This is a genomic window from Mucilaginibacter agri, assembly GCF_009928685.1.
Lineage (GTDB): Bacteria > Bacteroidota > Bacteroidia > Sphingobacteriales > Sphingobacteriaceae > Mucilaginibacter > Mucilaginibacter agri.
On record NZ_WWEO01000042.1, the window covers coordinates 622,791 to 637,076 of the forward strand.

A 14,286-nucleotide genomic window follows, 5' to 3' on the forward strand; every position below is an offset into this window, starting at 1 on the left:
ATTTATTTAGTGGCCCAAGCCTTTTGATTTGGAGTAATTGGAATACAAGCCTGAAAAGTTACGGGGATATAATCATATGCCATGCCTTTGGTTGCACCCAGCATCGATGTGCAATAACCTTCTACAGTAAGGTCCCTAAGTTTTACGAAGAATGGCACACCCAGCAGCTTTTTATTGATCTTGTTAATAATATTAATGCGGTAAGTAGCCCTCGACTCAAAATGCTTTAATATGTCGGTTCTTTGCGCTTCGCTGCAGCTTGTAAATGGCTTGCCATAACTGTCTGTGCTATACTTTTCCAGGCCAGACAATCCCCTCAAGAAGTTGTGTTGAGTTTTTGAATCTGTGCAATCACGAATCATCTTGATGATAAAGTCTTCAACTCCGGCATCTTTAGCGCCCGGGGTGTCAGTACGGGGGATAATTGTGTCAGCCAGTTCGGCCAGTAACAATTTTTTATGCGGAAGTTCGTTAACGCTGATCTCCTCCGGGAGCGATAACTTAAAAACAGTACCCGAAGAAACGCCAATACCGGCAATTAATAACAGATTTTGTATAGCTTTTTGTCTATTCACAGCGAAAAATAAAGTTAGATCTTAGTACCGTCTATTAAGCATTCAGTTTAATCATTTTGCCTCAATATAATACATTCGAGTCATTTAGTAACGAAAATGTTACTTTTTCGGATTTTATGGCAACTTTATGATTTAAGCTTGCGTACACATCTACAGAAAGCGGAAAGGGGCGTATGAAAATCAAATTCTACTCAATTTTAGGGGCCATTGCGTCAGTTGTAATTCTTACATCGTGCAAAAAGGCCGAAAGCATTAATCCTGTTACAGATAGCATTACCACAACAATTGCAGCAACAACACCAGTTACAGGCAGAACATTGCCGGTTGGTAAAGGCTCCGGGTCATTGCTTATTGATGGCAATACCATGGGCCTCAAGTGTAATGATCTGATTAGTGTAAAGAGCGGCACATACAATAGTATCGACGTGCAAAACATTAATGCTGGCTGCCCAATCTATATTAAAAACAGTGGCCTGGTGCAAATGGCGGGCAACTGGGACCATATGCATATTACCAACGTGAGCAACTTAACTATTGCAGGTAATGGCACCGCTGGTATTGATGATGGTTTTGTATCGAGAGATAATCCATCGTACCATTCCATTACCTTAATTGGTACCACACGCAATTTAACCATCCAAAACTTCTCTTTTAATAACATTGGTAATATCGCCATCTATAACAGTGGCACTATCAAATACACCGGCTTGGCGGGGTCTTATACCGATGGTTTGAAGCTGCTAAGTCTCGACTGCACCAACTCGCAAATGTTTATGCAATTTGGTGGCGATGCGGTGAATGGTGTAATAACCGGGCTGATCAAAAACCTGGAGATTGCAGATGTTAATTTTTCGAAATCGGATTGCGGGGTGGTGTTTTTTGCAGCCAACGTAGATGGTTACGACATCCACAACAATACCATTACCGATGTTAACCCTACTAACAATAACCATAACGGCATATTTATGATTAAGGGTAGTGGTTCTTTCCACCATAACCTTATTAAAAATCACCAGGGTAACGCCATCCGGGCCTGGATCCGTAGCTTTGGTACTACGCCTAAAGATGTACTGATCTATAACAACGTGGTGGTAAATTCGCGCAAGTATTCCGCGTTCGAGGTGCAATCTTTTGCATCAGAAATAATGCCGGGGATAACTACTTATGCCAATGCCCAAATTTACGACAATACCTGCGGCAACCTTAATTTAAGCAAAGACTGGTATGGTGTTGTTGTAGATGTGTATGATTTATTTGGCGGCAAGTGCGATGTTTACGACAACGTAGGCTTTAACTTCCCGGCGCCAAACCCAAATAGTTATATCGTTAATCAGCAGGCTACAACGGTGCCTACGGTTAGCAATAATATCTACTTCACCACTTCAGATGCTGCCGGTATTCCAGATGTTAATGCCCTAAAGGTGGTTCAATAGTATTTAGCTATAAGTTGTTGTAAAGCAGTTAGATTGGTTTATAAATTGGTATATTGCTTATACCAATTTTAACCCGAAATGGAGAATTATAACCGGTTGTGGCGCTTCTTTTTTGCGGTTGCGTTAATAGCTATTGCCGTACAGCAATTAATAGTAGGCGACATAAGGCCAGTAATTATTCCGCCCGCTTATCCGCTATGGCTTCAGCAGGGGAGACTGATCTTTACCTGGGTGTTAAGTTTACTAATGATTGCGGCATGTGTGCTTATTGTTTTTGAGCTGAAAGCTCATGCCGCGTCTATTCTATTAGGGTATGTGTTGCTATTGTTTGTATTTACCCTTCAATTGCCTTACCAGCTGGCGCATTACCCGGGTCATTTGGGCGTGTGGACAGATCCACTAAAAGAGCTCAGTTTAGCGGGAGGTGCATTTTTAGTCGCAGCCTCCTTACCCCAATATTATGACATTCCCACACCGCTTCGGATTTTGAGCGCCTTAGGCAGGTGCTTTTTCTGTGTAACAATGATCCTTTTTGGCATAGATCATTTTTTATATCCCGATTTTGTGAAAATGCTGGTTCCCGAGTGGCTGCCCGGTAACCTTTTCTGGACTTACTTTGCCGGCATTGCATTGATGCTGGCAGGCATAGCCATAATAATTAATGTTAAAACAACACTGGCTGCAACGCTGTTGGGTATAATGATATTCCTTTGGCTTGTTATGCTGCACATCCCACGCGCCATTGCCGACCCTAATACCGGCCATGGAAATGAGTTGACCAGCGTGTTTGAAGCCCTTGCATTTAGCGGGATTGCTTTTTTAATAGCAGGAAGCCATAAAAAACTATCAATATCAAAACGGTACCATTAAAACATCACCCATGAAAAAACTAATCCTATGCTCGTTTATCGCCTGTGTAATGTTTGCCTGTAGCAGCGCAAAAAAGGCAAACCCAACAGCCGCGGTGTCAGACACCACCAAGGTAACCGATACTACCCAGCTGGCAGGTAGTTGGGAACTTAATTATGTTGCAGGATCTACAGCTGTAGATAGCTTATATCCCACAAAAAAACCGGTGATCAACTTCGATATGGCTGCCAAGCGGGTGAGTGGTAATACAGGTTGTAATAGCTTTAATGGCCCGTTAATGGTAACCGGCCATAAAATAGATTTTACCGGGCCAATGGCATTAACCAAAATGTTTTGTACTGGGCAGGGCGAAACCGTTTTTTTAGATAACCTCAAAAAAGTAAACACCTGGTCGGTAAGCGATGGTAACACGCTTAATTTTATAATGGGCGATATAGCCATAATGCGGTTTACCAAGAAGTAATTATTTCGGGTTAGGCACCGTAAACAGTCCACCAATCCGTAACCTTAAACTTGTATTTAAGAACCTTATTTGCGTTTAAGCAATTCACCACTTTGCTGCTGATCAGCTCGTCTTTAAATTGTGGAAGCTCTGCTCCAAAGTGTTGGGTTGCCATTCGATAGAAGTCGGCTTTATGCGGATGATCTGGCGAGCACGCATTAAATACATGTCCGTAGGCTTGCTTTGCGATGAGGCTCAATGTGATACAAACTGCATCATCCAAATGAATAAGGTTAACGGGAGACTGCCCATTTGGTATGTCTTTTTTACCGGCGAAGAATCGCCCGGGATGGCGATTAGGGCCAACCAGTCCGCCAAAGCGGATGACTGTGATTTTAAACCCGGAAGCTTGTTGCAGAAGCTTTTCCGCTTCGTACATTATCTTACCCGATTCCGTATCGGGTTGAGGAATAGTTTGTTCATCTACCACGCCTTGATCATCACCATAAACACCTGTGGAGCTGATGTAGATCACTTGAGCAGCCTGATGCTTTTTAATGACTTCTATCAGCCGCTCTATTTTCTGTATAAAATCGTCTCCACTAGTTTTACGAATATTTGGAGGTATACTGATGATCAGTACATCACAATCAAAAAAATCAGGATCGTATGCTATCCCTTCAGCGCTTAGGTTTATGAGGTAGGGCTTTATTCCAATGGCGGCAAAGTCAGTAAGTTTTTCTGAAGAGGTAGTAGAGCCTTTTACTGTAAAACCTTCTTTTAAAAGCGCCAGGCCGAGCGCTTTGCCGTACCATCCGCAACCTAAAATGCTAACCGTTTTCATCTGCAGCTAAGGTAATTTATGTAGATCAAAGCTTTGCCTGCTTTTTGCAATTTGTAAAAATGTTATGCGGTTAGGGTTTATAGCGGCTGGTAATTATTGTACCCCCGGCTCAATTTTATAAATTAGGTACATGAAAACCACAAACCACTATTCGGCCCGCAGCATTTGGAAAAAAACCTTGCCGCTTGTTTTGGGCGTAACACTTTGCAGTAACATCAGCTTTGCACAAACAAGCAAATCGGAAGTTATTGACGCCATTGTTAAAGAGGAGAACAGTAACTCGCAATTAGAAAAGTTAGCGCACGAGCTTTTTGACGAGATTGGCCCGCGCCTGGTGGGTACGCCGCAAATGAAACAGGCCAACGACTGGGCCGTAGATAAATACAAAAGCTGGGACATACAAGCCCATAATGAAAAGTGGGGCGAGTGGCGCGGATGGGAGCGTGGGGTTTCGCATATTGATATGGTATCGCCGAGGGTAAGAACTTTGGAGGCGACCCAACTTGCCTGGAGCCCGGGTATGGGTAAAAAGACTGTAACTGCCGAAGTTATTATACTGCCGGATTTGGCCGACTCGGCCGCTTACGCCGCATGGATGCCAAGCGCCAAAGGAAAATTTGTGATGATTTCTATGAACCAACCAACCGGTCGCCCGGATTATAACTGGCAGGAATTTGCGCTGAAAGAATCATTCGATAAAATGAAGGCTGAGCGTACCGCGATGACCGACGCATGGAAAAAGCGCATTGCTAAAACCGGTTACACTACCAAAACCTTACCGGTGGCTTTAGAGAATGCGGGTGCGGCGGGGATATTAACCAACACCTGGTCGGCCGGATTTGGGGTTGATAAAATATTTAGTGCATACACCAAAAAAGTGCCTACTGTTGACGTTGCTTTAGAAGATTACGGCTTGCTTTATCGCTTGATTGAATCTGGCGGCAAACCGATGATCAGTATGCACACAGAATCTAAGGAACTGGGTGTAGTATCAACCTTTAATACCATTGCCGAAATTAAAGGCACCGAAAAACCCGATGAATATGTGATGCTATCAGCTCACTTCGATTCGTGGGATGGCGGTACCGGTGCAACCGATAATGGTACAGGTACGTTGACTATGATGGAGGCTATGCGCCTGTTAAAGAAATTCTATCCACATCCAAAACGCACTATACTGGTGGGTCACTGGGGTAGCGAAGAAGAAGGACTGAACGGCTCACGTGCATTTGTAGAAGATCACCCGGAAATTGTGAAGAACTTGCAGGCTCTATTTAACCAAGATAACGGTACCGGTCGTGTGGTAAACTTATCGGGCCAGGGTTTTGCTGATGCCAAAACCTATTTGGGCCGTTGGTTAGAGGCTGTGCCAGATACTATCAAAAATCGTATTAAAACCAACTTCCCTGGTCAACCGGGTGGTGGCGGGTCCGATTTTGCTTCGTTTGTAGCTGCCGGTGCGCCGGGCTTTTCGTTGGGATCGCTTAACTGGTCGTACTTTAATTATACCTGGCATACCAACCGCGATACTTATGATAAGGTGATCTTCGACGACTTACGCAATAACGCGATGTTAGCAGCTATAATGGCCTACATGGCAAGCGAAGACCCGGAGAAAACTTCAACCGTAAAAACCGAAGGCATTAAATGGCCGGTGCCGGTTAAGGCCATCCGCAGGGGAGGACTGGACGGGAAATAGTTTCCGGGAATCAAGAATCGAGAGTCAGGAATCAAGACACGCTCATAAAAAAAGCCGCTTTGAATATTCAGGGCGGCTTTTTGAGTTTATTTGTCCTCTTTTATTTTGAGTGCCTGCTCCTGGTATATTTCATTAAGAGCGTTGGTGTGATCTGTCAGAAACTTCAGTTGTTCTTCTGTGTAAGTGGAAAACAACTCTGCTACTACGGTACTCAGCGCTGCGTAATGTATTTTGGCATTAGTGTGTTTGTCGGGTACAAAGGTTACAATTACCTTACGGCGATCGGTTGGGTCGGCGCTACGTTTTACAAAACCGGCCTTCTCCAGTCGGTCTATTACATTAGTAATGGCTCCGGTAGTCAGGCGGGTGGCCTTTGCCAATGCCCCTGCGGTTGATGGCCCCATTTCCTGCAGAAAATCCATGCACTCGGTGTCGGTTACATTTAGCCCAATGTCTTGTGCTATCATATGTTGTAATATTAACGAGGAGCGGGTAAATTTCCTTACGGCCCACATCAGGTCGTAAATACTGGTTGGATTTTCTGTCGACATATCTGATTTTCGTGCGTTAAACAAATATCAGATTTTTAAGTATCTTAACCATTAAGATATTCTATTTCAATATCATTTTATTAAGCGTTAGCCATGCTGCGGTCCTTAGTATTATATAATTCTTCAGGGATTTCGCCCAGGGTAGAATAATGGATTTTATCACCCAAACCATAGAATTGTTGAAAGCTCATGATAAGGGGCCGCCATTTATCAGGGTCTATACGGTCAGGGTTTCCATCTATTAATATCTGCTCGTCGATGTGTACTTGCTGAATACGCAGTTCGAATGTGATTATTTTGCCACGCATGTCGGCATCATTTTCAGCAAGGCCATGTGTGGCTTCCACAACAGCTTCCAAATGTACCGGGCATTCTTGTACCCGATAGGCGTTAACCGTTAATGCTGATAATCTGCTAAGGTTGGCTATGCCGAATTTATCTTCTTCAAAACGATAGCCCTTTAGTCGTTTGCCTTCAGGAACGGGGTCTGTGCCGGTAGTTTTCGCAAGGCGATTTACAGCCGCTACCTCATTAACAGAAGGAAGGTTTAAAACGCATTGACGGGTACGCAACAAGTTTTGAGTAGTTTGTGATGCCGCCGCCAAGCCAATAACGCAACGCCAACCCAGCCAAAATATAGACGACATAGGAGCAAGGTTATCCGTAGCGTTTTTATTTTTAGTGCTGATGATTACTACCGGTGTTCCGAAATATAAAATGGAGGGCCTTGATGTGATGTGCATGCAATCTTATTTTGTTGAGAACGAAAGTAGATCGCCGCGTGCTAATACAAAACCCGATTCTTGCTGTCTTGAGATAGAACTAAATACTGGTTATGTCATAGTATTGTCTGCAAACTGTCCTGATTACTACGCTTTATTTTTAATATTTAAGACAATATCATACACAAAATAGGAGTATTTGTAGTGAAAATCTTGTTTTAAAGCAAATAAATGGTTATGGTATACATCTTGTATTGTAAGTGTTATAAAACATTAATTAATCAAATTTTAACACATTTAAAAACAAGTCATGAGATCTTTATTATATATCATCGCTGTTATCCTGGTTATCGGATGGATATTAGGTGAATTTGTTTATTCAGCTGGCGGTTTAATTCATATCTTATTAGTAATTGCTATTATTTCGCTAATCCTGGGTTTCCTGAGACGAGATACAGTAGTATAAATTAATTAGAACAGCTATATTTTTTTTAGCCAGGTTATAATGATAGCCTGGCTATTTTTTTGAAGATAAACCTTTTTACGAGATGCGATTTAATACGAGCTGTTTTGTATTTATGCTGGGGATGTATGCTTGCAGTACGCCTAACGATAAACCATCGAGCGAGGATGTTGGAACGAAGGATGTTGCTAACGCAGTTTATAATCATCCTATTAATCCACTTAAACCTGGTACTGCAAATGCGCCAATTAACATTGTAACTGGTGCTACCCAACCTGCCGAACTGGTAAGCTTTGCGCGAACACTTGCAGGCATCCCATATAAATATGGCTCAACAGACCCGCAATACGGGTTCGACTGCTCGGGTTTTATAAGCTATGTATTTAACCATTTCGGCATATCTGTACCGCGCAGTTCGGTTGATTTTACTTACGTAAACCACCAGATTGATGTGAAGGACGCCCAAGCCGGAGATCTGATCCTTTTTACCGGCACAGACACTACCGATCGTACCGTGGGGCATATGGGCATCATTATTTCCCCTAAGGGCGATGCCCCAAGGTTTATTCACTCCACATCTGGCAAGGCTTACGGCGTTACCGAAACATCCTTGTATCCAGCTTATCGAAGCCGCTTTGTGAAGGTTCTCCGCATATTCCCACAAAACGATAAATAGTTTATTTAGTCTATCTTCTTTTCGCCGGCATCAATCGCTTTAATAAAACGGATAAGGCCGGTCATATAAGTCTGCTGGTCGTCGTACATACTCATGTGGCTGCCATTGGCACAATATAGGTAACTCCCGTTTTGCACCTGAGTAGCTATCCATTTCATGTGCACCGGATCCATGGTGTCGTATTGTGCACCGATACTTAAAGTTGGTACATAAAGCTGTTTTAATTGGCTTTTAACGTCCCAATTAGCCAGTTTGCCCGATATGCCAAATTCGCTAGGCCCTTGCATGGTTACATAGAGCGACTTATTGATCTTTGCAAAAGAACGGTTAACAGGCTCAGGCCATTTATCAATCGGCCGGCGCAGGATATGCTTGGCATAATAATTCGGCATCAGCAAGCCCATATATTCGGGGTTTTCAAAATCTTTTTTGGCTTCAAGTGCGCGTATTTTGGTCAATACAACTGGGTCGAATTGTTTGGCGAGCACGCTATCGGCGTATTTACCATAATCGGGAGCGCTCATCATCATGTTAGAGATAATCAAGCCCTTTAAATTCTTTTGATATTTCAGTGCGTATTGCGCTGCCAGTATGCCGCCCCATGAATGGCCTAACAGATAAAAGTTGCTGTTATCCAGTTTTAAGGCCTGGCGTACTTGTTCAACCTCTTCAACGTAGCGGGGCAGGTCCCACATGGTTGTGTCCTTAGGGTTGTCGGAGTTGCCGGTACCTAACTGGTCGTAGTAAATAAACTCAATGCCCTGGGCCGGTAAAAAGCTTTCCATGCATTCAAAATATTCGTGCGTAGCACCCGGTCCGCCATTTAATAACAGTAATTTAATCTTAGGGTTATTTCCAAAGCGCTTGGTCCACACATTAAACTTGCCTTTTGGGGTGTTAATCTGTATCATTTGAACACCACCGGTTTTGATACCTTCGGTCTCATCTTTAAGATACTCGTTCTGTGGATTGTCTGATTTATTGAGCTGGCCGTTTTGCGTGCAAGCTGCAATTAAAGTACTGAAAGCAACGGCTGCTATGGGTATTAGTTTTTTGAGCGACATTGGAAAATTGTTTTAGTTGCAGGTAAAGCACGAAATTAACGAAAATCGGATATAATGATAGGATATGAGTGAAAGCTGACCTGTTATAAACAAAAAATCCCTCTGAGCTGGAGGGATTTTTTTTAATGAGTTATTTTTATTGACGATCAATTAGTTTTATAGAAATTTAGAATCGGGATATCAACTACCAGGGAAATGCTCCATCGGCCATAAGTAGATCCGGAAGTGGTGGCGTTAGTGTCAGTAAGATCTCTTAATCGAGGTCCCATTTGCCAGCCGGCATTAAGAGATACTGGTACCTTGGGTATTCCGAAAGACAAGAAAGCTCCCGGAGATACAATGTCTTTAAGCTTTATGCTAGGCACCTGCTCCGTTTTATCGTCTGCAAAACGGAATGCTACTGGCGCCCCTAAATCAATTACAGATAAGAAAGCTGATAAAGAAGCTGCCCCAGGTTTTTTGGGGCTCAGACCAAAATTGATGCTGAAGCCAATGGGAGCGGTTATGCCGTAGGCGTTTGCCTTATATTTATCATCCACACCTTTTATCTTTTCGGCTCCTAAATAGGGGCCTACGTAAGCATTAAGGGCAATACTAAAAGGAGAATGCTTTTTTAGTGAGGCACTGCCTACCGGAAGGGCGATGGCATCTATTGCTGCTTCAACATCGTCGGAGTTTTTGGCTTTAACCATGTTAGCCATAAAATTGCCGTATTTAGACAAAAAAGCACCAACCTGGATAGCGCCATCTTGTATAGCTACCTGATTGTTAGCAAAGTCGGCAGTACTGGTAGTTCCCTTACTGTTTACAGTTGCCAGTGCTTTAAAAGGGGTAGCTGGCGCCGTTAGGGTATCAGTTCTGTTGGCTATAGTAAGTTTGTTGCTATTAATTATTGTCGGCTGATCCTGCTTAATCTGCAAAAACTGCATGTATAGCGCAAAGGCATCCGTAGCGGAGGAACCATAGTTTTTTTGCGCTATATCCATAGCCAGATCATTGGCCTTTCGAAATGCCATAATATAGTCGGCCATTACAGGTTTAAATGATACCGATTTATTTATATACGGCAATGCGCGAACTTCGTAAACCTGTTGCAGTACATCGGCAAAGTTGTCGAACAGCCGATGATATAGTGCATCAGGCTCCTGGTTAGTAGTATTGTTTTTAATCTGCAGAACGCTTGATTCTACATTATGCGTAAGCTGCCCAAATTTCTGGATATAGGCGATGTATTTTTTGATGGAGTCGGTGCTAGCTGCAACAGGTTTAAGATATTCGGCCAAAGAATTATTAGCCGTCCCGAACGAAATCAACTTAGCTTTTTCGTAAATAAAACCGAGATAAAATTTTGCAGCAATAAATTCAGGGTCGTCTTTGCTGATCAACATTTTTAAGGTATCTGGTGTGGTCCAGTATTGTTTGCTGCCCCGCGCACGCAACGATTTTGAAAATAGCTGTATGGTGCTGATGGCCCCGGGAAATGGCTGACTTAAGCTGTCTACATCCACCTGCGGCAGTGTTTCGATTATTTTACCCGGATGAGTATCGTTGATCAATTCGCGGGCTACAAACAAACTTAAAAGTGCCGAGTATTTAACATCTGTGTGTTTGGCAAAATAGTCTTTAAAATTGCCCTCGTTAACAACCTTTGGCATGTTATCTAACAATAAGCTGAAATCCTGTTCAAATGCCGATCTAAGTGTGTTGATATAGTTAGAATATTGATAAATGTCTTGATCAATGCTGTTAAGAGTTTGAACCGTATTAGGAAATAGCAAGCTAATGTCTTTGTATTTGGGTTTGTTCAGCAGTTCTTTAAAATGCTGGAAGAAGTTTACCGTTAGCTCTTGTTTAGTTCTTTTAACCAGAAATTTAGCAATACCGTCTACAACGGTGGTTACGTCGGTGTTGCCCACACCGCTGATAAAGCCTGATAGGTTTACACCGCCCTGCGGGTTTGCAATCAATGCATCATATGTAGATAGGTTGTTTAAAACCGGGTTAATGAAAGGGTTGTTTTTCCAGTTATATGTTTCAGGATCGCCACTTTTTTTAGAGAGAGTGTAAATGTCGTTGAGCAAAGCGATTAAATCGGTTGTTTTACCTGCATTATAAAGATTGCTTGCGTAGATGGCATCATGAATTTCTATGCCGCGCATAGGTGATATTGTTTTATCAGGTGTATCATCTTTCGGCGCTGCCGTGCCGGCTGCGGTTTTTAAACCAGTTGTTGAAGTTGTGCCCGCAATAGTTGATGTTTTGTTGCTAATAGTTAGTGTATGGCCATTATAATTAATAATTACCGGCGTTTTTATAATAAATGGCAAGGGGGGTATGCCCCCGGCGGAACCTGTTAGTGTCCGCCCATCACTGGCCATGGGGAATGTAAAGGAGACTTGTTCTGCCTTAGAAAAGCTGGATTTTATGGTCTTCGCACCTCCCTCACCATCCGTAATTTTTATTGATGTTGCAGCTGGGTTTTTCAGAAATATCAGTGTTATATTTTTACTTAAATCGGCTTCATATTTATAAGTAGGTTTAGTTATCGTGTCTGCGTTAATGCTGATTGTAGTTTGGGCTTTACAAAGCCCGCTTGCCATGGCGAACAGCGATATTAGTAATGTTTTTTTCATATGCAATTGTAATTAGGTAGTTATAGTGGATTGAATTGAATTGAGTACACTAACCAAGCTGAGCGCATAGGAGAATTTATCATCGCCCGCAATGATCATCCCGATAGGATTGTTATTAGTATCATATACAGCCGAGCCCGAGTCACCTCCGGCTGTTAGCGTTACGTAAGTTACATCGTCGCCGTTAGTAGTTACATTTGATAGCACAATGAGGTTTATAACACCCAAAAAGCCTTCCGTATAACGAATAGGTATTTTATCGGTAACACAGTAATTTACGATTTTACCTTTGATCGTATTGCCGCCTTGTCTAACTACGGTCACTGTTTTCATCAAATCGGGTGCTCCAAGCACCCGTGGTTTGCCCGGTTGTATTGCATAGTTAAACGCATTATCTGCAGCGGTTAACAATGCCATGTCGTGGCTTATATCGCATTGGGCCCAAACAAATTGTGCCCCTGCAATGCCACCTACTTGTGCGGCAATGGGGGGGCTTATTGCTCCAAAAAAGTTTTTACCCGATCCGCCGACTATAACATGGCTGCAGGTTAGTAATTTTTTAACTGTATCCGGGCCAACAATACGGCAACATATAGTTCCCTGGTAAGTTGGGTTTGTTGTAGCATCTACCGTGTCGCCCTGGCTACTTAATACTTTAATAGTACCAATATCACTGATAATATTTACTGGGACACTCACTTTTTGCCCCGAATTTAATGTAGCTACCACAGATGGAGGGATTGTACCCGTGGCTGCACCCGTTAAATGTATCTCTATACAATCAACCCATTGCCCATTTTTAAGCATTTTGCCGTGCCGGGGAGGGCCAATCATATCGGGGCTGGTTAGTAGTTGTTGGTTTTGGGTAATGGCCGTATCAACCATCGTTGCGTAACTGGTTTTAAAAAACTCGTCGAACGATGCTATGCTGCCCTGGTTAAATGTATTCTCGTCTTGCAGTTTTTGCTTAACATCCCTAACCTGAAAAAGCGTTTCGAGCAGGTCGTGAAAAAATTTGGATCCGAATGTGAGAAAAAAACCGGTTAGGCCAAGTGATATCACCAGTAATAAAGTGTCCCAGAACCCGTCGTAGCTATCCCATTTTGGCTTTGTCCAAAAAAGTACATCTTTAGCATTTTCGGCACTAATCATTCTAAACAGATCAACCCGGAAAGTTACGGCAATGAATAAGCCGATAATAAAGCTAAGGGAGTATACTTCGCGTTCTATTATTTTTTTAAGCGGTACTTGTTTAAGCGGGGACTTTTTGCCGATGTTTTGCCAAAATTTTACGTTTCTTTTCGATAACCACATGCCCATTTTAAATGGCGCGTATTTTCTGATAAGCGCAGTTATTTTCTCAACAATTACACTGAGCATAAAGAGCACCATGCTAATGGCAATCAGGTCGTTCAAAAAATCTGAGGGAGGAGAAACACCGGCCACAGGATTTGTAACCAGACCTGGGTTCAACAAGAAGAGAGGTAACGTCGACATATTAAGATAAGGTTATAGTGGACGAAATACGACTTTAAGGCGTCATAAAAACCAGTATTTCAACGTAATTATAAACTATACTTAAATTTATACAATTAGCACGAAATAAGCTATAGCTAACGGATCGATATGCTTATATGTATAGGTATGAGATGGTAATATGAATTTAGTATAAAGATATGAAAAGCCAATACGAGGCTTTTTAACGATCAGGAATTGTGTAGAACTGTAAAGATAATCTCAGGGGAAAGTGTTTCTCAGTGAAGGAGTGTTAGAGTATTTTTAGATTGTCTGTTAGGAATTTGCCTTAAGCATTACTCGGCCTTTTTTAGTCAGAGAGTAAACTGTTTTTCGGGTTTTGGCATCTTCCGTAATATCAATCAGGGTATATGACTTCAAAGTTTGCAAATCTTCGGCACTTAGCCCTGTTGTAGCACCTTTTTCGCCGATGGCTTTGAGAGCGGCAACCACATCTTCGTGTTTCATAATGGTAAGTTAGATATTATGTGATAAACTATTGAACCGACCCAACGACAAACTGCCTTAAAGCAAAAAATCCCCTCATTGCTGAGGGGATTTTTGCATTTGAGCGAAAGACGAGATTCGAACTCGCGACCCCGACCTTGGCAAGGTCGTGCTCTACCAACTGAGCTACTTTCGCATTGGGAGTGCAAATATAGACAGAAAAGTATTTTGTGCAAGAGAAAAAATAAAATTGTTTTAAATACAGTTGTAAGCGACTGAACGCCAATTTAATTAAATAAAATCTACACATTTCGTTACACGCTCTTAATTCGCGAAGTCGCAATTCAGGTAA

General features: G+C 42.4%; 14 protein-coding genes and 1 tRNA gene. 6 read left to right on the forward strand and 9 right to left on the reverse strand.

Annotation, left to right across the window (positions count from 1 at the left end; all coding sequences use genetic code 11):
* Positions 1–2: 2 nt before the first annotated feature.
* On the reverse strand, positions 3–575 hold the full coding sequence (locus tag GSY63_RS12710) for a gluconate 2-dehydrogenase subunit 3 family protein (RefSeq protein WP_166586177.1): 573 nt from the start codon (positions 573–575) through the stop codon (positions 3–5).
* Between the two features lie 173 nt (positions 576–748).
* Here GSY63_RS12710 and GSY63_RS12715 point away from each other — a divergent pair, with 173 nt between their 5' ends.
* The 3 genes from GSY63_RS12715 to GSY63_RS12725 all read left to right on the forward strand — a co-directional run bounded on the left by GSY63_RS12715 (position 749) and on the right by GSY63_RS12725 (position 3,341).
* Positions 749–2,008: a hypothetical protein gene (locus GSY63_RS12715; protein ID WP_166586178.1), complete on the forward strand. Its 1,260-nt coding sequence runs from the start codon at positions 749–751 to the stop codon at positions 2,006–2,008.
* Between the two features lie 78 nt (positions 2,009–2,086).
* Positions 2,087–2,878: a DoxX family membrane protein gene (locus tag GSY63_RS12720; protein ID WP_166586179.1), complete on the forward strand. Its 792-nt coding sequence runs from the start codon at positions 2,087–2,089 to the stop codon at positions 2,876–2,878.
* A gap of 10 nt (positions 2,879–2,888) precedes the next feature.
* Complete coding sequence (locus tag GSY63_RS12725; protein WP_166586180.1) at positions 2,889–3,341, forward strand: META domain-containing protein; 453 nt, start codon at positions 2,889–2,891, stop codon at positions 3,339–3,341.
* Between the two features lie 10 nt (positions 3,342–3,351).
* Here GSY63_RS12725 and GSY63_RS12730 read toward each other — a convergent pair whose 3' ends face one another.
* Entirely contained in the window at positions 3,352–4,164 is an 813-nt protein-coding gene (locus GSY63_RS12730; protein ID WP_166586181.1) for an SDR family oxidoreductase, read from the reverse strand.
* A 130-nt stretch (positions 4,165–4,294) separates the two neighbouring features.
* Here GSY63_RS12730 and GSY63_RS12735 point away from each other — a divergent pair, with 130 nt between their 5' ends.
* Positions 4,295–5,863: a M20/M25/M40 family metallo-hydrolase gene (locus GSY63_RS12735; protein WP_166586182.1), complete on the forward strand. Its 1,569-nt coding sequence runs from the start codon at positions 4,295–4,297 to the stop codon at positions 5,861–5,863.
* Between the two features lie 86 nt (positions 5,864–5,949).
* Here the strand turns inward: GSY63_RS12735 and GSY63_RS12740 are convergent, their stop codons facing one another.
* Together GSY63_RS12740 and GSY63_RS12745 are read right to left on the reverse strand one after the other, a co-directional pair.
* Positions 5,950–6,414 (reverse strand): MarR family winged helix-turn-helix transcriptional regulator, encoded by a 465-nt coding sequence (locus GSY63_RS12740; RefSeq protein ID WP_166586183.1) that lies wholly within the window; start codon positions 6,412–6,414, stop codon positions 5,950–5,952.
* An 80-nt stretch (positions 6,415–6,494) separates the two neighbouring features.
* Positions 6,495–7,157, reverse strand: coding sequence for a flavin reductase family protein (locus GSY63_RS12745; protein WP_166586184.1), 663 nt, complete (start codon positions 7,155–7,157; stop codon positions 6,495–6,497).
* 289 nt (positions 7,158–7,446) lie between these two features.
* Here GSY63_RS12745 and GSY63_RS12750 point away from each other — a divergent pair, with 289 nt between their 5' ends.
* The gene (locus GSY63_RS12750) at positions 7,447–7,602 is read left to right on the forward strand and encodes a lmo0937 family membrane protein (RefSeq protein WP_166586185.1); all 156 of its coding nucleotides are present in this window, start codon (positions 7,447–7,449) and stop codon (positions 7,600–7,602) included.
* Between the two features lie 82 nt (positions 7,603–7,684).
* On the forward strand, positions 7,685–8,275 hold the full coding sequence (locus tag GSY63_RS12755; RefSeq protein WP_166586186.1) for a C40 family peptidase: 591 nt from the start codon (positions 7,685–7,687) through the stop codon (positions 8,273–8,275).
* Between the two features lie 5 nt (positions 8,276–8,280).
* On the opposite strand, the gene GSY63_RS12760 is transcribed toward GSY63_RS12755, so the two are convergent.
* The 5 genes from GSY63_RS12760 to GSY63_RS12780 form a co-directional block, all read right to left on the reverse strand.
* A complete protein-coding gene (locus GSY63_RS12760) occupies positions 8,281–9,339 on the reverse strand; it encodes a proline iminopeptidase-family hydrolase (protein ID WP_166586187.1) in 1,059 nt (352 codons plus the stop codon).
* Positions 9,340–9,485: 146 nt separating this feature from the next.
* Positions 9,486–11,972: a hypothetical protein gene (locus tag GSY63_RS12765; protein ID WP_166586188.1), complete on the reverse strand. Its 2,487-nt coding sequence runs from the start codon at positions 11,970–11,972 to the stop codon at positions 9,486–9,488.
* Between the two features lie 12 nt (positions 11,973–11,984).
* Positions 11,985–13,469 (reverse strand): serine protease family protein, encoded by a 1,485-nt coding sequence (locus GSY63_RS12770; protein ID WP_166586189.1) that lies wholly within the window; start codon positions 13,467–13,469, stop codon positions 11,985–11,987.
* Positions 13,470–13,763: 294 nt separating this feature from the next.
* Positions 13,764–13,955 (reverse strand): hypothetical protein, encoded by a 192-nt coding sequence (locus tag GSY63_RS12775; protein ID WP_166586190.1) that lies wholly within the window; start codon positions 13,953–13,955, stop codon positions 13,764–13,766.
* A 102-nt stretch (positions 13,956–14,057) separates the two neighbouring features.
* Positions 14,058–14,130 (reverse strand) — tRNA-Gly (locus GSY63_RS12780).
* Positions 14,131–14,286: the final 156 nt, after the last annotated feature.

Excerpts from the sequence above, each read along its gene's own strand:
- GSY63_RS12715 (WP_166586178.1), top strand. The coding sequence starts at position 749 with ATGAAAATCAAATTCTACTCAATTTTAGGGGCCATTGCGTCAGTTGTA.
- GSY63_RS12720 (WP_166586179.1), top strand. The coding sequence starts at position 2,087 with ATGGAGAATTATAACCGGTTGTGGCGCTTCTTTTTTGCGGTTGCGTTA.
- GSY63_RS12725 (WP_166586180.1), top strand. The coding sequence starts at position 2,889 with ATGAAAAAACTAATCCTATGCTCGTTTATCGCCTGTGTAATGTTTGCC.
- GSY63_RS12730 (WP_166586181.1), bottom strand. The coding sequence starts at position 4,164 with ATGAAAACGGTTAGCATTTTAGGTTGCGGATGGTACGGCAAAGCGCTC.
- GSY63_RS12735 (WP_166586182.1), top strand. The coding sequence starts at position 4,295 with ATGAAAACCACAAACCACTATTCGGCCCGCAGCATTTGGAAAAAAACC.
- GSY63_RS12740 (WP_166586183.1), bottom strand. The coding sequence starts at position 6,414 with ATGTCGACAGAAAATCCAACCAGTATTTACGACCTGATGTGGGCCGTA.
- GSY63_RS12745 (WP_166586184.1), bottom strand. The coding sequence starts at position 7,157 with ATGCACATCACATCAAGGCCCTCCATTTTATATTTCGGAACACCGGTA.
- GSY63_RS12750 (WP_166586185.1), top strand. The coding sequence starts at position 7,447 with ATGAGATCTTTATTATATATCATCGCTGTTATCCTGGTTATCGGATGG.
- GSY63_RS12755 (WP_166586186.1), top strand. The coding sequence starts at position 7,685 with ATGCGATTTAATACGAGCTGTTTTGTATTTATGCTGGGGATGTATGCT.
- GSY63_RS12760 (WP_166586187.1), bottom strand. The coding sequence starts at position 9,339 with ATGTCGCTCAAAAAACTAATACCCATAGCAGCCGTTGCTTTCAGTACT.
- GSY63_RS12765 (WP_166586188.1), bottom strand. The coding sequence starts at position 11,972 with ATGAAAAAAACATTACTAATATCGCTGTTCGCCATGGCAAGCGGGCTT.
- GSY63_RS12770 (WP_166586189.1), bottom strand. The coding sequence starts at position 13,469 with ATGTCGACGTTACCTCTCTTCTTGTTGAACCCAGGTCTGGTTACAAAT.
- GSY63_RS12775 (WP_166586190.1), bottom strand. The coding sequence starts at position 13,955 with ATGAAACACGAAGATGTGGTTGCCGCTCTCAAAGCCATCGGCGAAAAA.